A 19,374-nucleotide genomic window follows, 5' to 3' on the forward strand; every position below is an offset into this window, starting at 1 on the left:
TTAATAAAATGGAGAATCTGGCCTTAAATATCTATATATCAATAGAAATTTCTTGCCGCTACTTTGCCGCTACTTGTGATACGGTTCAGCTTAACTGGTCTATCAGCGAAAAAAGCGCCTAAATGTGCCGCGTGGCAGCTTTGCGGTCTCTTAAAGTATTGTATAAACAACAAGACGCGAAGTTCGTTTGCTGAGGAGAAATGTTGAGGGAAAGCCTCTCCCGCTTGGATTTTGGTGGGAGAGGCTTACGTTTATCGTTCATTTTAAAGGAAACTTAAACCAGAGTAGAACCGCCATCCACGACAATGATCTGACCGGTGGAGTATTTCTCACGCATTAAGTAGAGAAACGCCTCGGCACCGTCCTCCGGTTCGCCGACTCGCCCAACTGGCAACGATCTCCCAGCGTTTTCATACATTGCGTTCCGGTGTTCCTCAGGAATACCGTCCCACAGCTCGGTACGCATAAGGCCAAAGCAAACGGCGTTAACGCGAAGCGGACTCAGCTCGACGGCCAACGCCCTGGTGAGCGACTCGACAGCGCCGCATATGCTGGCTGCGACAGTAAACCCCTTCTGCGGACGAACTCCAACAACGCCGGAAGTCAATGTGATTGAACCACCCTGTCTGATGTTTCGGCTACCGTATTTGGCGGCCATAAACGCTCCCCAGTATCGTACGTTAAACAATCGGTGCGCCGTATCGACATTGATGACATCGAGACTTTCTACCATCAATGGGTCGCCGGCAGTAAAGACTAAGTGATCGAATTCCCCGATTTCGCTGAAAAATTGACGAACCTGTTCCTCATTCGTCAGATCAACCGCATACCCCTCGGTACCTTCGGGCAAACGCGAAACGGCACGGTCAGCTCTTTCCTTTTGACTGGACACGACGACCAGGGATGACCCTTCCCGTGCAGCGGCTTCGGCCGTTGCAAACCCGATTCCGGACGTTCCTCCAAGAACAACAACACGTTTGCCTTTGAAACTATGCCCACGTTCGATCTGCTCTGTTTTAGCCATATAATTCTCCTTCGTATTCGATGATTGAATTGACCTTAATCTCCAGCTCGCCTTCTATGCGGACGATAAGGCGATTATAATGTAATCATAGAACTGACAAACAGGTCTGCATTTATAGTATTGTCATGAATACTACTATAAAATCTATCACCATATGAAGAGGTGACTTCGTGATGAATGATGAAAGAAGACGTAGACAATTGGCCGACTTTCTCCGGTCACGCCGATTGCGTCTATCGCCGAGAGAGGCGGGTTTGCTAGTTGAAACATCGCGCCGTCGTACAACGGGCTTGAGACGGGAGGAAGTGGCAAGCTTGTCAGGTATCTCCTTACCATGGTATACCGCGCTGGAGCAAGGCCGGGACATTCATGTGTCTGAGCAAGTCTTGGAAAGCTTGGTACGAACATTACGGCTTAGCAACGACGAACGCAACCATCTTCTCGTACTGGCCAATCGTTTCTTGCCTCCTCAGCCCAAAGCGGATGATTCCGTTCCTACTACCTTGCAACAGATTCTGGACAGGATGGGAACCTACCCGGCCTACATTATCGACAAACGCTGGAACGTTCTCGCATGGAACAAAATATCGGGTACCTTGTGCGGAGACTTAAGCCGAGCGCCTGAACTTGAAAGAAATATACTTTGGCGCGTCTTCGAGGTGGAGGACAGCAAGTCACGCATCGTGAACTGGGAGGATGTCGCCTCTACGATGGTGGCTCATTTCAGAAGCCGGTTTGCCCAGTACATGAACGATTCGTGGTATCAGGAGCTATTCGACAAGCTATATGACAGGAGCGAGGAGTTCAGGACGTTATGGGATCGACAAGATGTTTCCGGTACTATGGAAGGGGAACAAATAATTAGTCTTCCTGAAGCTGGCCTGCTGACTTTCCATTACCATACGTTTACAATCTCTGAGAGCAGCGCTTTTGCAATGAGAGTGTTTACGCCACTCGAAAACTTGGGGACCGACGAACAGTTGGAAGCATTGCTAAAGTAAGTCCACGATCCTATAGCAACATTTTGTTGGTGCCGCAACTTCCTATCTGAAGGTCCTTGTCCTCAAGAGGCCATTTATCATGGAAGAAGAAGAGCCGAAAAAAAACGCCCGAGTCCTGACCATGATATGCTGACTCGGGCAGTCTTCATTTTACGGTACAGTGCGACTACAGCGAAGCAAACGGCGAGGCTACGCGCTGTTTTGCCAGATCGATGAGTACGCCCCGATAGTTCCGAGTGCGCGTCTGCGGCGAATAGCACTGATTCCGCTCCAGCACCGCGGCGAGCAGTGACACTCTCGCGTCCACGCCGGGGCAATTTCGGCGACACTCCTAGCCCAGGTCGAGGACAACTTCAACCGATTACCAATTATTTTTCGTCGTGACATGCGCAGGCGGCTCACTTATGAGATGGTTTGCAAAATATGAACGATTTTCCCCTCCATATTGGAGTAGTCTATCATCTTCAGGTATTCGGGTTTTAGCAATTGATACTGCTTCATGTGGTAGTAATCCATAATTGCCTGTTTCAAGGTGATATCATACTGAATCGAAAATGATGGCTCGATAAAGCGCCGCAGCACAGCGTCATCTTGAACCATAAACAATACGGCATTCAATCTGTTGAAAATCTGTTGCTCCATTCCAGATTCAAAAAAAGCCTGTAAGTTTTTATTCCGATTGTGCAGGGCAACTGACAGATTCTCAAAATGGTGCGGATAAAATTCCTTCAGATCTTGCAAGAACAAATCAGAGATATACACGGCACACATCAAAGATTGTAAAAACGTGATTTGAAACCGCTCCAAAAAGGAGACGGAATCATCATTAGCCGTGGCGTCAGCTTTCTTCGAGTAATCAATGTAATAATCTACAACCTGTTCGATGATGTCATCTTTGGAGGCAAAATACTTATATAGTGTCACTTTGCTGATATCCATATATTTTGCGAGATCGTCGACTTTGAGTTGGCTGAATTTTGTTCTTCTAATAACGGGCTTTATTTTTTCAATATATGTCTCCACACTAACGGCTTTTCTCACGAATAAATGCCCCTCCCTGTGATAAGTATCAAATGCATTATAACAAATTTGCTGTCTTTTTATTAACAGTAATAATTAAATGAATTATATTAACTAATCCAGTTAATTTAGTTTACTTAGTAAAGTCACTGTTGTATAATCGTTCCTGTACCTAATCATCCGATTGCGGATTATACAAAGGGAGGACGATTCAAATGGAACTATCCAGTAAGGGCAAATTCTCCGGTAAGAAAGTCGTGATCACGGGAGGCAGCAGTGGAATCGGCCTCGCGACAGCGAAGTTGCTAGTGGATGAAGGAGCACACGTGCTGATTACCGGACGTACTCAGGCGACGCTTGACGCGGCTCGTGAACAACTCGGCAACAACGTAATCGCGTTCTTGAGTGATGCCGGCTCATTGAAGGATATCGCCGCGTTGGCCGATCGAGTGAAGGTTGAATTTGGCACGATAGATGCCCTGTTCGTTAACGCAGGTGTCACTGGCTTTGTCCCTTTCGAGTCAACGGCCGAAGAAACGTACGACGAGATATTTACAATCAACGCCAAAGGGCCGTACTTCACCGTACAAAAACTCGCTCCACTCCTGAGCACAGGAAGCGGGGTAGTACTTACTACTTCAATCGTGAACGTAGTGGGTCTCCCCATGCTCAGTGCGTATGCAGCTAGTAAAGCGGCGCTACGCTCCATGACTCGAAGTCTGGCACGCGAGTTATTGCCTCGAAATATTCGCGTCAACGCAGTCAGTCCTGGCGTCATTGACACAGGTATCTTAGAGAAGGCAATGCCGAAAGAAGCTGCCGAACAGACAAAGGCACAGATGACACAGCAGATCCCGATGTTGCGTTTGGGCGATCCAGTCGAGGTCGCCAAAGTCGTAGCATTCCTAGCATTTGACGCCACCTATACCACCGGGGCTGAGTTCCCTGTCGACGGAGGCGGCTCCCAGATCTGAAGCCCCTTTTTCTTGGAAGAACAGACCGTTTGAATTTGTAGACGCGGTTGGAGAGGGCGTAACCGGTATCGCCATTGGTGATGCTGTTCTTGGTGCCGCGGATTTCATGGGCGGATCGAGCGCCGGTGCGGCGGACCGAGCGATTATGTACTACTGGTTCCGCATGCCGGCTGGGCTCGACTTTGTACAGGCCGCAGCACTGCCAATGGCGGTCGAAACCGCTTACCGGGGGATTGATACTCTCGGGGTGAGATCGGGCCAGACCGTACTCGTACACGGAGCCGGCACAACCGTAGGCTTCGCCGCCGTCCAGATCGCCCTCATGCGCGGTGCTCGTGTGGTTGCGAAGCCCTCGAAATCAGTCAGAGTGGGCGTGCCCACGGCAAACTGATTCTACTGCCTACCGCCGACTGATGTGCGCAAATAAGTGGAGAGTATTTTGAAATATGAGGGGGGGGGACATCCATTGAATACGAACCAACGAGAACATATCGCACTGATCACAGGAGCGAGCCAGGGAATCGGCTTGGCATTAGCCCGGAAACTTCTATCGCAGAACTGGCAGGTCATTACTTTGAACCGTTCCGATTTTCCGGCGGACGATATGCTCATTCAAAATGCCCTCAAGAACGGATGGCTCCGAGCCTATAAAGTGAAGGATCTCACCGATTATGGCAGCTTGAGACGCTCTTTGGAAGAAATCAAAAGCAAGGAGCAGCGGATTGATATTTTGTTCAACAACGCCGGAGGAGGCTTAAGTGAGCTGCGCTATTCGAAACAAGGCCGCGAAATGCATTATGAATTGTTGACGGTCGTTCCTTATATTATTCTGATGGAATTGAAGGAACTGTTGAAAAACGGCAGCTTAAAAACGGTGATTAACACTTCATCGCAGGTGCTTAGATTTACGAAGGAGTTTTCGATCGAAAACTTAGAGCATCCCAAAACCTTCCGCAAAATGTATGGCCCTTATGCGACTTCAAAGCTAGCTCTTTCGTTGTGGACTCAAGCCGTCGCACCACAACTTGCCAAGGAAGGCATCAAGATCCGGAGCGTTGACCCGGGAATTAACAACACGCTAAGAAAAGGAAAGGATTCCGGACTGACCGCATGGTTTGAACTGTTTATGAAGGTTTTTTCCTCTCCGCCTACCCATGGCGCCAACCTATTATTTGAGGGAGCCCTCGGCAAACACCGCAATGAGACCGGCGTGTTTTTGTTGAAAGATCGGGTTGCGGACTTGAAATTTACAGAACAAGTGCAGCGTGTGCTGGACAGAATCTCCGACATCTATAGCCGTGAGTTTCTTGACGGAATATCGCTTTAAGGGACACCCTAATGGGTGCCCCTTTCATCGGTTATGAGTAAGCCGCATTTATCGCGGCGCTCACATCTAGCAATTCGACCTGCTCCAAATATTCAGCCATTCCTGAGGATTTGCATAAGTCAAAATCGGGTGATGTTTTGAGAGCACCAAATCCCCTATTACGGCAATTTTGTCATCATCACCTCTAATCTCCCGATCAAAGAACTTTCGATTATTTTACTAAAGACGAAGAAGCTGTTTTTGCTCTCAATTTAGCAAGGTTCTCCCCATGAAATCCCTTCACAATTAACCAGACGGCCAAGCTCATCTCGTAAACGCCCACAGGGAGCGCCATCAATCCTTTTACCGCCGAATAGGGTCCGATGATCCCAAACATTTGCAGCAAACCAGCTAAAAATACCATAACCGCTGTAATCATTCCGAAAACCGCTAACGGTTTAGGCACATAGCCTGTTCGATAAAGCAAATAACTATACAGACTAGTATTTATGCCCAACATGAAATTTGGACCCAACATAGCCGTCCAGCGATAAATCGACTGCAGCAACAGTCCTATGGGCTCAAAATTGGTTTTACTTGCTAAGTTAGTTGTATCATAATATGAACTAAGTTGTAACAAACCCAATATACTTACGAGACCAATCGCAATAAAAACAGCTTCCATAAACCGAAAACAAAGATACCCTAGTGCAAGATGCTCATTCCAATGCCGAACGTAGGGAAACAGCATGACTGCTGTACCAACAGCCGTTACCATAAGTGAGAGGTCATTTAATACACCGATTAAGACCTTCGTTTCCGATCCATTTGCCACGGCCATCTGCCATTGTTCTGACAAAACCGGCCCATACAAAACAACCGCTATAATTGACGTCACTGCAGCAAGGATATAAAAAATCCCCAGTATCCTTGCATTCCTTCGGTCTCGCGTCATCTTTTTTGCCTCCTACGACAATAAATTTATTTGCTGATGGACGTATGGTATACTTGCCTACAAAAACTTGATATAAGGAGTTATTATGGACCATAACGAAGTCATCGAACGTGCTTTGATCCATATCGAGGGCCATTTACAACAGTCCTTAACCGTAGAATCCGTTGCCAATACCTTCAACATGTCTAAATACTATTTTCATCGGCTGTTTTCTGCTATGATGAGCTGTTCGTTGAACCAATACATTCTATCCAGAAGATTGAATGCATCTTTAACCTTTATTCAAAACAATAACAGGTCTCTAACCGATATTGCTTATCAGCTCAATTTCGGTACGCAAGCCTCATTCACTCGTGCTTTCAAACGACAATACGGTGTGGCTCCAAGTTCTTTAAAAACAGGACTGACAACCCTCTCTCCTGTCCCCATACCTGCAGTGGTGAAGAGACCTATAAAAAACATTAACGGTGATATCGTCACGGATTTCACCCTGACCGAATTCAAGGAGACCCGGATCAGTGGGATCGCTTTTGAAGTGAATTTAGCCAATGATGATTACAAGGAGAAGATCCGCGCACATTCAGAAATGCTGTTGAGTCATATTGATGAAACCATACATGGTCCCTGTTATGTCATTTATTCAAACTGTCAACCCGGTTCAACTCGGTTTAAGGTGCTGTTTGGGATCCCAAGCAGCATTGAAATTGATAAACCTTATTTTTTCACGGTTGATGTGCCACAGATTTTTTGTGCAAGGTTCAACTATTGTGGTGAAATACTTGACATTGGAGATGTACTGAAAAGCGACTACGCCAGATTTCTAAAGATTTCCAGGCAAGAAACGGCAGAAACCGATATTGAACTCATTCAAGCTTTTGATGACGTTCACCATCTGGATTCGACCTACCATATCTATGCGCCTATCAAAAAACTCCCTACCGATTCTGATTTGTAAGATCGCGGCTCGCTCGTCATTCTGTCTGCTCCTTTCTTTGCTCGAACTTGATCATTCCTTCTCTGCAAATAAAATAACATAACGGGTTTCGCTCGACTTTCCACATCTTGCTGTAATTTAGGAACGAAAAAATGCAACAAAACCTCCATGTTATACACCAACGTTAAAGGTGGCTCCAGCTACGATAGAACCTGGAGATGGGGACTTCATGGCTTCAGCAAATATATTTAAGGGGGGCTTCCCATTAAGAAAACAATGTTGTTAACTTTAGCTTCATTCTTTTTATTTCTGACGTTACTCTCGCCTGCATGGGCTCAGACCGTAACTGAAGATGTTGTTTCTTTTGCGAATACAGAAGGATTAGCCCTGATTAAAGAGGGGCTGTCTAAGGACCCTGAAGGATACGGTTACGCCAATGAAGCAGAGATTAGTGAAATTACCGTAGGTGAAGGCATGCAGATTCATTTCATTGATGGTTCTAAGCTTAGGACGGCTTCCGATAGTCTGATTGAAACGGCCACGCCCCAAGAGAACTGGGAGTTTCTTGTTTTATCGGACGGGACACCCAAATCTAAAATGGTCATTCAAAAGAATTCAAACGGATCCTTTCAAGTTACTGAATTTGGAGGGAATCCTGATACTTTGGCCTACGCTATTCAATCTCTTCTAGCTGAGGGTGAAGTGAGCGAGCCTACACTTATCCGTGAGCGGGACGAGTATATAGCTGCTTTCAAGAAAGACAATCAGGAACTGGTCATTGCTCCACAACAAGCCTCTTCAGCAGAATTAAAAGGGTTGACCAGTAATTCGGAGCCTCAGGCACCGGAACATTTAATCGATGTGTTGCAGAAGATGCAGAACGACTCATCTAATGACGAGAAGGATGGGTCGGGAACCATTGCCTCCCAGTATAATGCGGATAATAATAATCAACTAACAAGGTCTATCACCATTAGTGCAATTATTGCCCTAGTAGCGGTACTCTTGATCTGGGCCTATCTTAGAAGACGGAAGCTGCTTTAAGGCCCTCCTTGGCGGTAAGGCCTCCTCTTTGTAAAGAACGCCTTGCTAAACTAATGTTTCCCGTTAGTTCAATAAAATGAGCAATCCGACCTTATTAGAGCGTCTCAACCAATTTCTGAATCTTTGAACGGGAAATTAAATATACAGGACCCATTATTTCTATTTTGCCGTCCTTTACTCGCATAGCGCTCTCCTGTTCTGCCGCATAAACATCAATCTCTTCAGACAAGGGGAACAGGTAGCCTTGAACAAACGTGGCGTAGTCGCGTTTAGAATGAGATTCATAGGCAAAATGATCAAAGCCAATACCATCATAAATAATACTTGTTTCAACTTCATAGCCAGTGTTTATCAAGCTTAACCATTGTGCAGCCATGTTTAGCGCACCGGCGCTGGCACCCATTATAACGGCGTCGCTGTTCTTCATAACATCCGATAATTCATATTCCGCCAAAAAATCGTTCTGCTGAACAGGATCTCCACCGCATAAAAAAATGACAGAAGCGTTCTGAAGGAATCGCTGGGCCTCTTCCTTCTGCATGCGATAATCAATGAAATGATATTCATCAAAAATAAGATTAGCCTGATTTAACCATGTCCATTCAGAAATATCATCAAAGTTAATCTGCTCACTTTCATAATCAGACGGTTGAGCGCTAATCATAACAAGCGATTGTCTATCTTGAATATCCTCATGCAGACATTGGACCAGCCTCTCTGGTAAAAAATCATTAAACCAACTGAAATAGTAGTGGGTACACAAACTTAGTTACCTCCGTATGTATTATTTACTCTCCAAAGTCATCTTGGCCACAATGTTGGCCACGCGCTCGTCTTCCTCCTCGTCAAAAATCCGGACACCGTTAAGCAGCATCCTTTTAATCGCCTCCAACACCTCGCGCTGCAGCTTTCATTTAGTCATTTCACTCCTAGCCTAGTTATAGCGGGCGTTATGTATTCCTCCCGTCGATATCCCTACTATAGAACACAATGACTGACACCAGGGCGTCAGTCATTGTAGGATAGAAGTATATTTCGCATATATTGCTGCAGCTCTGCCCGTAATTCACGAGGCTCCAGCAGCTCGCACTCCTTGCCGAAGCTTAGAATGAATTTCAGCAGGCCCTCCTCATAAGGAAAAGTATCCGAAACGAGATAGAAGCCGTCTGCACCTCGGCTAATCTTCTCTTTCTGAAAATACTCGGTAAGCTGCACGCCAATCCGCGAAGTGAATCTCAACACAACCTGTATGTCCCGCTGCGAATAACTGTGCTCAATGACCTCGGCGATTCGGTCTTGCGACAGCTCTCTTTTGGCAAAAGGCGGCCCCTGCTCCAATTGCTTGATCCGCACGAGCTTGAATCTACGGTAGTCCTTTCTGACCCGGCAAAAACCTATCACATACCAATGGCCGTGGCGAAAGTCAATCGAGCTTGGCTCTACCGTTCGCTCCAGGTATTCCATATCCCTGTTGATATAGTCGAACACCAGCAGCCTGTTTTCCGTGATGGCCTTGTTTATGATCCCAATGTACTCTTTAATTTCCTGCTCCATGCTGAAATGGGACATATCCAGAGTCAGTTTGTCCTTATTCGACTCCCGCTTATAGGTATGTTCAACCTTTAACATGATGTCATTAAAAGCTTCGTTCCTGCCAAAATAGCAGTGTAAATTCTTCATTACAGCTACAAATGTATGAGCCTCATCCCGGTTTAAAAAGAGGCTGCTTATATTATAGCTGTCCATAATATAGTATCCTCCGCCCTTACCGCTGGACGATGCAATCGGTATGCCGGCTTCGCTTATTTTTCCGATATCCCGGTAGATCGTCCGCAAGGATACCTCGAAATGCTCGGCAAGCTCCTTGCCCGTTACCGCACCTTTACCGGAGATGATCAGCAGCATGGAGAGCAATCGATCGACTCGCATGATTGTGTGTGACGTTGGATAACGTCTCCTCCTCTGGGTGGAATTTATTTTTTGATACTACAAACACTTTATCAATTACCTTTTCAGACATATTCGTCTGAGTGATCACTTTCTCCTTCATAAGCCCCTCCCGGCGAATATATAAATCCCTCTTGCAGGTGAAACCCACAAGGGATTAGTACTCTCTTTATATCTTTGAAAGTTTCGCGCTACTTATGATACGGCTCATCGCGCTAATCTGTAACGGCAAGTTTAAGAACCATCCTTTACAGGATGGCTCTTTCAGCAAATCAATGTATTTCTTAGGCATTCTCCGGCGTAATAGGGTTAACTGCAAAGAGGGAATGAATGTTGCCTTCTGGATCTGCAAAGAAACCCGTGGTGTGCCCCCAGGACATCACCTTTGGTGCTGTTATCCCTGTAGCCCCTTTTGAAACAAAGTCATCATACATAATATAGACTTCCTCAGGAGAATCACATTCGAAGTTAAGCTCAAAAGCTTGCCCTCTACGCTCTTCTACAAAAGAATGATGGCCGTTTGTGTTATCTGCCATTAATGGCGCCTCAAAAATTGCCAGACGAACGCCATTATTCTCAAATTCAGTGTAATGATCTTCTTCTACAAGAACCTTAAATCCCAGAACATCACGGTAAAAACTAGTCAATCTAGGTACATCAAGCGCCAAGATAGTGATTCCTTCTAATTTTACTCCCATGCCCATACCTCCCCCCTCCAACATCAAATTCTGTACTCATCGGATATCATTTCTATGAAATATTATATATCATCCCCATCCGCTCTTACATATAAAGCTACAACCCTTGTGTGTATGGTACACGAACTTATACACCGGATTCTGATCGGGTCTTAAGATCATTCACTCATGAATTTAACCTCCTAAGGATAATAAACATCATGTTAACGTCATGTTTTGCGCTCGTCATAATACGCCTTGGGCCAGTTCTTAATCTGCAGATCGGGAAAATTCACATAATCGCCTTTAACAAAGGGACTCAACGCTCTCCAGATCCTTTCTACCCACTGTATATTCCGCTCCTGCTCCCTGTTGTTTTTCCACCGGGCTGACAGTTCGCAGATTGTCCCAGCCTTCCGATGGGGATAGACCGTTTAATCACGCTTTTGCGCCAAGCGGTCGAAATTTCCGCAAGAAAAAAAGGGCGCCAGCGAAGTTAACCCGGAAGGCGAGAGTACGGAGACGAAATGGTTATTTTTATTCCTGCTTAAATCAACTATAATGGGGGATAGCTTTATCATTCGTTGGAAGAAGGTTGAGAAGTGCCGCTACGCAATTGGAAATATACACCGCTGCTGTTGATGCTGATTTTCCCTGTGCTCGGGAAGATGTATGCATGGGTCAACAAGCCGAGAGGCAAAGTCTATCATTTGATGACCTCATGGGATAACGCCATCCCTTTCGTCAAATATTTTGCACTGCCTTATTCCGTTTGGATCTTTTATATTTATCTATGTCTTTACTATTTCTTCAAGAACGATTTGCGTGTGTATTACCGTGCTTTGTTGATTTATACCGTATGCGCCTGCATTTGTTACGGAATTTACTCTGTAGTTCAAACAACGGTGCCACGCCCCGAGTTGGTGGGCCATGACGTCTTTACCTTGATCGTGCGTTTTGTGTACCACCGGGACCAGCCGTTCAATTGTTTCCCCAGTATCCATGTGTTCTCCAGCTACATGGTGTTCCGCCTAACCGCCAGCAGCGGTTTCCGGAACAAATGGAACATGCTCCTGATCGGGGGGATGTCCGGGATGATTATATTGTCCACGCTGTTCATCAAGCAGCATGCGATTCTCGACGGCCTTGCCGGTATTATGCTGGTTGAAATTGTATTGGCCGCCGTTCTGCTGGTGGAGCACTTCTTCACCCGCAGCAGCAGCACTCCCCAAGAGGGTTCTTACAAAGATAGGCCTCAAAGCTCCTGAAGCTCCTTCCGCAGATAAACGAACCGCGCTGTCAGTAACGGCAAGTTAAAAGGCCAGCTCTTTATTGGATGGCCACATGCATCGCTTCCGCGATAGTAAAGAAATCTTCCTGGTTTATCTCAAAGTGGCCGGTACGGAACGGGTAGCCCCAATTCCGTTTGCCGCGGGTGAAGGACAGCCGATCAAGCAAGCCTTTGATTCTTGCTTCATGGCAGGGGACATATTCGATATTCCGCCGGTAAGGTACGAACGTCGCGGACATCGCATATTCGTACACATGGTCGTCCAAAACCCGGCCAATGGCGGTGAACGCTTGCAACGGCTCGCCATCTCCTATCTCCGTTCGAGGAGAGTAGTACACAAGCCAATCCCCAGGTTGCATTCTGCGTAATGGTGCAGATTTACCGTGACACATTTGGGCGAAGCCGCCACTAACCCCGCGTTGTACATGCGATGCCGAGACGACGCCTATCCAATAGGAAGACGGATGGAGAACCGTGACCCATCAACGGCAGCCTCGGCATGAAGTCGTGTTGTATCATAAATCGGGATATTGCAGTCTTCTTGCGAAATGAGCATTGTGATTTCCGTACATCCGAGAATAACAGCCTCCGCTCCCTTATGGATAAGACGATCCATTATCTCTAAATATTTTTTCTTTGAATGTTCATTTATAATGCCAAGACAAAGTTCATAATAAATGATATCGTGAATAACCACTCGATCTGCATCATCCGGTACAATAGATGGATCCAACTTGCCGCCGTTTATGATACGATTAGAGTTAATTTTAATATATTAAATCTTTCATATTCGGGTGGGCTTATGAGAAAAAAATTACAAATTTATATATCGGCTACTTACTACGATCTTATTGAGGAAAGACATACCGCTGTTGAAGCCATACTTCAAGCCGGTCATATCCCTGCTGGAGTCGAGCAATTTTTCAAGGAAAGTCCAATGAACATTAGGAAGAGATGGATCGACGAGTCCGACGTATATATCCTGATTCTCGGTGGGTTCTATGGTTTAACGCTCCCTGATGATGAATCCAAAAGCTATACGCAATGGGAATATGAGTATGCCGGAGAAACGGGAAAACCTAGATTTGCTTTTGTTGTCACAGATGAAAGATTAAGAGAACTGCCATACGATTTCACAGCAATTGAACACTATCAGAAGTTTCAAGAGTTTAAGCAATCAGTCATGGAACAAGTCCCTACCTATTACGTTGAAGATGTACGGCACATTAAAATGGTACTTCGTGATCAATTGCCGGAGTATGCAGCAAGAGACGATTTGTATGGCTGGGTTTCCGGCAAGGATCTCCCTGACGTTCAAAAGCTGTTGGAAGAGAATGCAAGACTAAAGGCGGAGTTGGAGAAAAAGAAATAAGAAAACCGTCTATCGACTTTCATAAACCTAAAAGGGTAATCTCCGACCCGCCTCTATGCTGAAAATACAGGCTCCTGCGAGTTTTTTCTCAAGGCTACCTACACAATCTCTTTATTAAAATGTCCTCTTGTGTCTGTTTCCTGATTAAAGACAGCATTATTCATTGAGCCATTTAATTTGCCTGAGGCCATATGAATGACTTGCACAACCTGCTCTTTAGATTCAACTGTGAAGTTTAATCTCAGCGCCTCAATTCCTTTGATGTTTGGCAGCTCATCTAAAAGATTAAGCGTCTTCCCATTAAGGAGAGTCGTTGTACAATCCTCATGGGAAATGATGGGGAACGTTCCGTGCTCATCTTTTAACTGATAGCTCTTCGTTTTGCAAACTCTGCATTGATTCATTTTTCTCATCGGACAATATTTGGTGAACATCAAAGGAGTCTTTCCATATACAATCATTTCCAGTGCAGGATAGCCGTCATTTTCTTTATAATAGGCAATCATTAAATCTTCAATTTGGCTCTTATTCAATTCATACGATAAAGTGACGCGTTTTGCACCTAATCTATATAATTCATAGCAGCTAGTAGCATTAACAACATTTAGAGAATAGTCCGTAACAAACGGATTGGTGTCTCTGTAGTGATAAATTCCACCATACCCTCCGATCAGCAGCTGCCCTTCTTTTTCCTTATAATCATTCTGATTTCTTCTAACCACATTGTCAAAATAGATCTCCTTAATTCCACAGCTCACGCAAGCATCATACTGTACCTTATTCGTTACAGAGGCCGTAAGGTATGGTGTTACAGGGGCAAAGCTTATTTTTTCTTTTGCAGACACAGTCTTGGTTCTTTTCTGCTGGCTGTTAAGCTTCAAGTCATATAAGCCCAGTACAATATCTCTTCTTGCAGCATTTAACAGTTTAGCTGGAATAAACGCATTGCATTCCTCATAATCGACCTGATGGAGCTCGAATATCGTATCATTTAATCTGGAGAATTGCTTGATGACCTGGTCTTTGGTTGTTGGATTATTAATGGCCCCGCCTAGCATTTCCTCACTTTCATAGGAATAATTAAAGCCTAAGCCCTCCGCATCTATGACGAGCTTTGAATCTGGACGTGCATATACTCTAATATCCAGGTTGAACCGCTTAAATTCCTTTTCCAGTGATGCTTCTAATTCTTTGTGGTAGAAAAAATCCTTCGTTTTATATACTACATCTCCCATAGACATCTTTTCTTTGATTTTGATATAGCAGACATCATCTGCTGTGTTGATTAAGCCGCCGTCTTTATTGTACAGTTTGGCAACTGTTAGATTAACATCTTCATTGCCATGACTTATTCGGATGGTATCGTTTTGATTTATAGGACGTGTAAGCTTTATTTCATACCTGTCTTTCTCAATCTTGCTGATGGTTCCAATGGGATACCCAAAGTTATTAGGCCTTGAGATGTTTGTAATATTTCTTCGATCTTCGTGAAACAAATATCCTTTAGTAAATGTCCTGTTGAAGGTTTTTTTCAGATTTTCTTTATCTTCTGCGGTGATATTATGATCTAAGGCCATGCGATATTTGGATACAACATTAGCCACATACGTAGGCACTTTCATTCTGCCTTCTATTTTCAGAGAATCGATTTCTTGTAAATCATGGGTATAATCGATCGTATTCAAGTCCTTAGTAGATAGAATATAGCTTTTCCCTAAAGATGTACCTGTTGTCTTATCGATTAGCTCATACTCCTTACGGCATGAACCTACACATCTTCCGCGATTTGCGCACCGAAAGCCGGTTAATCCTGACATTAGACAGTTTCCCGAATAAGATACACATAAAGCACCGTGCACGAAAATTTCTAAAGGGATGTCAGCTACTCTTTTGATCTCTTTGACTTTTTCAATCTCAACCTCACGGGACAGAACAACTCTTTTCGCACCAAGTTTTTTAAATAATAAAGTTCCGTCTAAATCGTCTATCCCCATCTGAGTGGAACAATGTGCTTCCATATCAAGAAAGTTGTTAACGATATAGTCGAAAGCCGTCAGGTCCTGGACGATAATGCCATCCACACCGATTTCATTTAACTCGCGGATCTGCTTTTTCATCTCTTCAACTTCGTTTTCGAACACGATGGTATTCATCGTAACATAGATTTTAACGTCCCTCAGGTGCGCATACGTAACAGCCTCTTGTAACGATTCCACATCAAAATTAGATGAGTAAGCACGTGCACCAAATTTTTGCATGCCTAAGTATACCGCATCACAACCATTAGATATGGCAGCTTTCAAAGCTTCCATATTACCTGCTGGCGCTAATAATTCAGTCATAAATTATCCTTACCTCCTGCTTCAATAACCGCTCAAACTTAGCACCATTGATCATAAAATAAGAACTACACTTAAGCTACGGCAAAAAGCACAAGCCAATGGCTTGTGCATGATTCGTGCGGGGCTTATTTATTGAGCTGCTTGGTTAAGGGCGCTTAAGAATATCTCAATGGGTTGTGCGCCGGAAATTGCATATTTTCTATCAATAACAAAGAAAGGGGCTCCTGTTATCCCTAATTGTTTTGCTGTAGCTTCATCTGAATGCACTTCGTTAGCATATTTGGATGGATCATGGAGAACTTCCATTGTCTCGTCCCTATTCATTCCAACGGATTCTGCAATATCTGCTAATGTATCATGATCGCTAATCAGCTTGGCTTCCGTGTAATAAGAATAGAACAGCTTCTCGGATAATTCCTTATCTTTACCAACCGATTTGGCATATTGGGTTAGACGATGAGCATCAAACGTATTGGTGGGCTTCATTTGGTCGAAATTATACACCAGACCCATCATCGCCGCTTGTTGTCCAAGCTTAGCATTTGCCTCTTTCGCTTGCTCGATACTCATACCATGTTTTTCAGAAAGGATTTGATGCATATTTTTGCCCGAGTACATGGATCCTTGCGGATTAAGTTCAAAGCTTCTATATTCAATCACCACTTCATTCTGATGAGCGAATTGCTCCAGTGCAGATTCTAATCGCCGTTTACCAATATAACAAAATGGACAAACATAATCTGACCATATCTCGATTTTCATTTTGAATCCTCCTTCACTAACCACTATTTGGTGAATACTACATTTTTTCGAGCTTATTTGTTATAAACAATAGGCATTTTTCTAATCAATTGGTTGTCACGGGTGGCAGCGTACATGATTTTAGCAACATTTTCCCTGGAAACCGATAATTTAGCCGATTTATCTCCGAGTGAATAATCATATGATTGCCCTTTGTGTTTAACATTGGGGTTAATAATTCGGACAACTGTCCAATCAAGGTTCGATTGTTTAATAATCCCTTCCATTTTCTTCATCTCTGCATAACCATTTGGAAGGAAAACTTTGGCCATCACACCTGGAAGTATTGTCGAAATGTTTTTCTTATCGTCATCTGATTGCAAAGCTGGCGTCGCAAGTGTAATTAACCTTTTTTTGTTAAGTTTCTTCATAGCCCTAATCATCAGTTCGTGTCCGTCAGCAATCGGCGTGCCTTTAAGCTTTCGTGACATATCGGATGCTGGTCCCAATGTGCTGATTACGACATCTGATTTAGCAACAGCCTCTTCGATGGTAGAAGCATTCGAAAGTTCCCCTTGTATAAGGCTCAAATTTGGATGTTTGAGGCTGATTTTTTGGGCGTTTCTAACATATGCCGTAACGAAATCTCCGTGATCTAGAGCTAATCGTGTTAGAAGCTGTCCGATTGCACCACTTGCACCAAAAATGGTGATATTCATATTCTTGAATTGAACCCTCCTTCATCATAAATTATTCAAATCACACTCGATCTTCAGTTATAAATTCTTCTACTCTGTCTCTTTTGGTGTACATGTCATACCAAATATCAGCGATTTTGTCTTGAACTCCTGAGTTCGGCTGCATCCAAATTCCGATCGAAAGGTGACCCGCATAAACACCTTTGTCAGCTAATTCGCTGTTCAAATTAAAGATATAATTACGAAGTCCTGAAATTGCAATTCCGACATTACCCATCATCGGTACCGGGTGGATTGCAGCGCCTCCAGTAGTAAATAATAAGGCCCCGCTTTGCTTATCCAGCATTTCCGGCAGCACTTGCCGAACACTGGATAACGCACCTAAAACATTAAATTGAAATTGGTATAACGCATTTTCTTCTGTTACATCTAATGTTGGCGTTACTGTGTTGATGCTCGGCGTTGGACTGTATTCAAGAACATCAATAAATCCGTATTTCTCTTTAATAGCGGCAAAGGCCACCTCAATTTGTTCTTTATTTAATATGTCCGCTTGAAATGGAGCAGCTTCGATTCCCAATTGTTCTAATTCAATAACCAGTTGGTTCAACTTTTCTTCATTTCGGGAAATAAGAGCTACGCGAAAACCATTTTGTCCGAATTTCTTCGCAATGGACATTCCTAAACCTGCTCCTGCTCCAACAATAGCTATAGTTTTCATTTGATATCTCCCTATCAATTAGAATTAATGATCAATAAGATAAATAATGGTCAATGTGTTGTATATTTATCTTTTGTTTATTATGATTAATAAAAGGTCAGCATTCAATATTTAATATTTCTGATTTTGAGAGATAAAATGCAATTTCAGCTCAAATGTCGTATATCTAACAAAAAAATTAAGGGAATGAGTCACAATGAACAAAAAAACCGATTTGCGTATCATTCGCTCCAAACATTCGATAAAAATGGCGTTTATAGAGCTTCTTACCGAAAAGGGATACGAAGGAATTACGATTCAAGATATTGCCGATAAGGCGATGATTAACCGGAATACATTTTATCTTCATTATCAGAACAAACCTGATTTGTTAAATGCATCTATGGACGAATTAATAGAAGAACTAAAGAGTACACTCAATCTTTGTTCGAGCAGTAAATCTCCAGTTAGTGGCTCTAAGCTTGAGCAATTAATGCAAACCATACTGGAGAAAATTCAGGACAATATTCCCTTTTACAAAGCATTGTTACTTGATGAGAATAGAATTTGTGGTCTTCAATCAAAAATGGAGGAAATTATAAAAAATACAGTGGAAGATGGCTTGGATAATACTCCCCTGAAGATTTCAAAGGAATTATTACTCCAATATATCGCATCTACTTTTATGGGCATTGTAATATGGTGGGTTAAAAATGATTTTTCTTATACTCCAAAGGAACTCGCTTCTCAATTCGGAAAAATTCTAACTCATGGACACTTAAAAGCCGCAGATATTTCAATCGATAATTAAAGTGATGAATGCTTACGAACAGTAGCTGGCGAGATAGAAAAGAAAAGGAGCCATCGAATGACTCGAATGATGGCTCCTTTTCTGTTACTACACTTTCAAAAAATAATATTGCACTCTTGAAGACTAACCAAAACCTCCGCTTTTCGCTTTACCACTATTTGTGATACGGTTCACCGCGCTGTCTATAACGGCAAGTTTAAGGACCATCCTTCTCGGATGGCCCTTTTTGAGTTCGCTTTCAGAAGCCGCCTCTAGAATGAATGATTTCGCCGGTAATCCATTGGCCATCATCACTTGCCAGAAAAGCGATCAAACGGGCTGCATCTTCTGGAAGACCGATCCGGCCCATCGGGAATCGCGGCAGGAGTGCATTTTTCACCTCTTCGGACATCCAGCCGGAATCGGTAGCACCGGGATCGATTGCGTTAACCGTAATGTGAAGCGGTGCCAGCTCGGCGGCCAGTGATTCGGTAAAAACGGAAATCGCACCTGCTCTGCCGTCGCCCAATCCCGCAACAATGGCCTCCTCTTTGTAAA

General features: G+C 43.9%; 20 protein-coding genes and 2 pseudogenes. 8 read left to right on the forward strand and 14 right to left on the reverse strand.

Annotation, left to right across the window (positions count from 1 at the left end; translation table 11 throughout):
- Positions 1 to 274: 274 nt before the first annotated feature.
- Positions 275 to 1,024, reverse strand: a complete 750-nt coding sequence (locus tag PRIO_RS33155) for an SDR family oxidoreductase (protein ID WP_020434284.1) — start codon at positions 1,022 to 1,024, stop codon at positions 275 to 277.
- Positions 1,025 to 1,197: 173 nt separating this feature from the next.
- Between PRIO_RS33155 and PRIO_RS33160 the strand changes: the two genes are divergently transcribed.
- Positions 1,198 to 2,025 (forward strand): helix-turn-helix transcriptional regulator, encoded by an 828-nt coding sequence (locus PRIO_RS33160; protein ID WP_039791476.1) that lies wholly within the window; start codon positions 1,198 to 1,200, stop codon positions 2,023 to 2,025.
- Between the two features lie 402 nt (positions 2,026 to 2,427).
- On the opposite strand, the gene PRIO_RS33165 is transcribed toward PRIO_RS33160, so the two are convergent.
- On the reverse strand, positions 2,428 to 3,066 hold the full coding sequence (locus PRIO_RS33165) for a TetR/AcrR family transcriptional regulator (RefSeq protein WP_039832507.1): 639 nt from the start codon (positions 3,064 to 3,066) through the stop codon (positions 2,428 to 2,430).
- Between the two features lie 194 nt (positions 3,067 to 3,260).
- Between PRIO_RS33165 and PRIO_RS33170 the strand changes: the two genes are divergently transcribed.
- Both PRIO_RS33170 and PRIO_RS33180 read left to right on the forward strand, forming a co-directional pair.
- The gene (locus PRIO_RS33170) at positions 3,261 to 4,019 is read left to right on the forward strand and encodes an SDR family oxidoreductase (RefSeq protein WP_020434281.1); all 759 of its coding nucleotides are present in this window, start codon (positions 3,261 to 3,263) and stop codon (positions 4,017 to 4,019) included.
- Between the two features lie 466 nt (positions 4,020 to 4,485).
- Positions 4,486 to 5,346, forward strand: a complete 861-nt coding sequence (locus PRIO_RS33180) for an SDR family NAD(P)-dependent oxidoreductase (protein ID WP_020434279.1) — start codon at positions 4,486 to 4,488, stop codon at positions 5,344 to 5,346.
- A gap of 211 nt (positions 5,347 to 5,557) precedes the next feature.
- Here the strand turns inward: PRIO_RS33180 and PRIO_RS33185 are convergent, their stop codons facing one another.
- Positions 5,558 to 6,280: a DUF4386 domain-containing protein gene (locus tag PRIO_RS33185; RefSeq protein ID WP_020434278.1), complete on the reverse strand. Its 723-nt coding sequence runs from the start codon at positions 6,278 to 6,280 to the stop codon at positions 5,558 to 5,560.
- An 85-nt stretch (positions 6,281 to 6,365) separates the two neighbouring features.
- On the opposite strand from PRIO_RS33185, the gene PRIO_RS33190 reads away from it, so the two are divergent.
- Both PRIO_RS33190 and PRIO_RS33195 read left to right on the forward strand, forming a co-directional pair.
- Positions 6,366 to 7,235: a helix-turn-helix transcriptional regulator gene (locus PRIO_RS33190; RefSeq protein WP_020434277.1), complete on the forward strand. Its 870-nt coding sequence runs from the start codon at positions 6,366 to 6,368 to the stop codon at positions 7,233 to 7,235.
- Positions 7,236 to 7,490: 255 nt separating this feature from the next.
- Positions 7,491 to 8,258, forward strand: a complete 768-nt coding sequence (locus PRIO_RS33195) for a hypothetical protein (protein WP_020434276.1) — start codon at positions 7,491 to 7,493, stop codon at positions 8,256 to 8,258.
- Between the two features lie 94 nt (positions 8,259 to 8,352).
- On the opposite strand, the gene PRIO_RS33200 is transcribed toward PRIO_RS33195, so the two are convergent.
- The 4 genes and pseudogenes from PRIO_RS33200 to PRIO_RS35260 form a co-directional block, all read right to left on the reverse strand.
- On the reverse strand, positions 8,353 to 9,021 hold the full coding sequence (locus PRIO_RS33200; protein WP_046506168.1) for a Type 1 glutamine amidotransferase-like domain-containing protein: 669 nt from the start codon (positions 9,019 to 9,021) through the stop codon (positions 8,353 to 8,355).
- Positions 9,022 to 9,266: 245 nt separating this feature from the next.
- Positions 9,267 to 10,187: a helix-turn-helix transcriptional regulator gene (locus tag PRIO_RS33205; protein WP_046506171.1), complete on the reverse strand. Its 921-nt coding sequence runs from the start codon at positions 10,185 to 10,187 to the stop codon at positions 9,267 to 9,269.
- Between the two features lie 302 nt (positions 10,188 to 10,489).
- Positions 10,490 to 10,903: a VOC family protein gene (locus PRIO_RS33210; RefSeq protein ID WP_046507798.1), complete on the reverse strand. Its 414-nt coding sequence runs from the start codon at positions 10,901 to 10,903 to the stop codon at positions 10,490 to 10,492.
- Positions 10,904 to 11,127: 224 nt separating this feature from the next.
- Positions 11,128 to 11,316: pseudogene (locus PRIO_RS35260) on the reverse strand (BBE domain-containing protein); the annotation flags it as partial.
- Between the two features lie 168 nt (positions 11,317 to 11,484).
- Here PRIO_RS35260 and PRIO_RS33215 point away from each other — a divergent pair.
- Positions 11,485 to 12,150, forward strand: coding sequence for a phosphatase PAP2 family protein (locus tag PRIO_RS33215; RefSeq protein WP_020429261.1), 666 nt, complete (start codon positions 11,485 to 11,487; stop codon positions 12,148 to 12,150).
- A 61-nt stretch (positions 12,151 to 12,211) separates the two neighbouring features.
- Here the strand turns inward: PRIO_RS33215 and PRIO_RS33220 are convergent, their stop codons facing one another.
- On the reverse strand, positions 12,212 to 12,622 hold the full coding sequence (locus PRIO_RS33220) for an EVE domain-containing protein (RefSeq protein WP_046506174.1): 411 nt from the start codon (positions 12,620 to 12,622) through the stop codon (positions 12,212 to 12,214).
- Positions 12,619 to 12,870 carry an aspartate/glutamate racemase family protein gene (locus PRIO_RS35265; protein ID WP_231869795.1) on the reverse strand — a complete coding sequence of 84 codons (252 nt, stop codon included), beginning with the start codon at positions 12,868 to 12,870 and terminating at the stop codon, positions 12,619 to 12,621. The genes PRIO_RS33220 and PRIO_RS35265 overlap by 4 nt, the downstream gene beginning before the upstream one ends.
- 105 nt (positions 12,871 to 12,975) lie before the next feature.
- On the opposite strand from PRIO_RS35265, the gene PRIO_RS33225 reads away from it, so the two are divergent.
- Positions 12,976 to 13,545 (forward strand): DUF4062 domain-containing protein, encoded by a 570-nt coding sequence (locus PRIO_RS33225; RefSeq protein ID WP_046507805.1) that lies wholly within the window; start codon positions 12,976 to 12,978, stop codon positions 13,543 to 13,545.
- 98 nt (positions 13,546 to 13,643) lie between these two features.
- Here the strand turns inward: PRIO_RS33225 and PRIO_RS33230 are convergent, their stop codons facing one another.
- The 4 genes from PRIO_RS33230 to PRIO_RS33245 form a co-directional block, all read right to left on the reverse strand.
- Positions 13,644 to 15,887, reverse strand: coding sequence for a U32 family peptidase (locus tag PRIO_RS33230; protein ID WP_046506177.1), 2,244 nt, complete (start codon positions 15,885 to 15,887; stop codon positions 13,644 to 13,646).
- A 129-nt stretch (positions 15,888 to 16,016) separates the two neighbouring features.
- Positions 16,017 to 16,649, reverse strand: coding sequence for a DsbA family oxidoreductase (locus PRIO_RS33235; RefSeq protein ID WP_020431900.1), 633 nt, complete (start codon positions 16,647 to 16,649; stop codon positions 16,017 to 16,019).
- A gap of 53 nt (positions 16,650 to 16,702) precedes the next feature.
- The gene (locus PRIO_RS33240) at positions 16,703 to 17,347 is read right to left on the reverse strand and encodes an NAD(P)-dependent oxidoreductase (RefSeq protein WP_020431901.1); all 645 of its coding nucleotides are present in this window, start codon (positions 17,345 to 17,347) and stop codon (positions 16,703 to 16,705) included.
- Positions 17,348 to 17,387: 40 nt separating this feature from the next.
- Positions 17,388 to 18,047 carry an SDR family NAD(P)-dependent oxidoreductase gene (locus PRIO_RS33245; RefSeq protein ID WP_020431903.1) on the reverse strand — a complete coding sequence of 220 codons (660 nt, stop codon included), beginning with the start codon at positions 18,045 to 18,047 and terminating at the stop codon, positions 17,388 to 17,390.
- A 196-nt stretch (positions 18,048 to 18,243) separates the two neighbouring features.
- On the opposite strand from PRIO_RS33245, the gene PRIO_RS33250 reads away from it, so the two are divergent.
- Entirely contained in the window at positions 18,244 to 18,837 is a 594-nt protein-coding gene (locus tag PRIO_RS33250) for a TetR/AcrR family transcriptional regulator (protein WP_046506181.1), read from the forward strand.
- A 238-nt stretch (positions 18,838 to 19,075) separates the two neighbouring features.
- Here the strand turns inward: PRIO_RS33250 and PRIO_RS33255 are convergent.
- Positions 19,076 to 19,327, reverse strand: a pseudogene (locus tag PRIO_RS33255) (SDR family oxidoreductase); the annotation flags it as partial.
- Positions 19,328 to 19,374 lie beyond the last annotated feature (47 nt).

Origin of the sequence: Paenibacillus riograndensis SBR5, from assembly GCF_000981585.1 — a bacterium.
Lineage (GTDB): Bacteria > Bacillota > Bacilli > Paenibacillales > Paenibacillaceae > Paenibacillus_AQ > Paenibacillus_AQ riograndensis.

Coding starts and splice junctions, on each gene's coding strand:
- PRIO_RS33155 (WP_020434284.1), bottom strand. CDS start 1,024: ATGGCTAAAACAGAGCAGATCGAACGTGGGCATAGTTTCAAAGGCAAA.
- PRIO_RS33160 (WP_039791476.1), top strand. CDS start 1,198: ATGAATGATGAAAGAAGACGTAGACAATTGGCCGACTTTCTCCGGTCA.
- PRIO_RS33170 (WP_020434281.1), top strand. CDS start 3,261: ATGGAACTATCCAGTAAGGGCAAATTCTCCGGTAAGAAAGTCGTGATC.
- PRIO_RS33185 (WP_020434278.1), bottom strand. CDS start 6,280: ATGACGCGAGACCGAAGGAATGCAAGGATACTGGGGATTTTTTATATC.
- PRIO_RS33190 (WP_020434277.1), top strand. CDS start 6,366: ATGGACCATAACGAAGTCATCGAACGTGCTTTGATCCATATCGAGGGC.
- PRIO_RS33195 (WP_020434276.1), top strand. CDS start 7,491: ATGTTGTTAACTTTAGCTTCATTCTTTTTATTTCTGACGTTACTCTCG.
- PRIO_RS33205 (WP_046506171.1), bottom strand. CDS start 10,187: ATGCGAGTCGATCGATTGCTCTCCATGCTGCTGATCATCTCCGGTAAA.
- PRIO_RS33210 (WP_046507798.1), bottom strand. CDS start 10,903: ATGGGAGTAAAATTAGAAGGAATCACTATCTTGGCGCTTGATGTACCT.
- PRIO_RS33225 (WP_046507805.1), top strand. CDS start 12,976: ATGAGAAAAAAATTACAAATTTATATATCGGCTACTTACTACGATCTT.
- PRIO_RS33230 (WP_046506177.1), bottom strand. CDS start 15,887: ATGACTGAATTATTAGCGCCAGCAGGTAATATGGAAGCTTTGAAAGCT.
- PRIO_RS33235 (WP_020431900.1), bottom strand. CDS start 16,649: ATGAAAATCGAGATATGGTCAGATTATGTTTGTCCATTTTGTTATATT.
- PRIO_RS33240 (WP_020431901.1), bottom strand. CDS start 17,347: ATGAATATCACCATTTTTGGTGCAAGTGGTGCAATCGGACAGCTTCTA.
- PRIO_RS33245 (WP_020431903.1), bottom strand. CDS start 18,047: ATGAAAACTATAGCTATTGTTGGAGCAGGAGCAGGTTTAGGAATGTCC.
- PRIO_RS33250 (WP_046506181.1), top strand. CDS start 18,244: ATGAACAAAAAAACCGATTTGCGTATCATTCGCTCCAAACATTCGATA.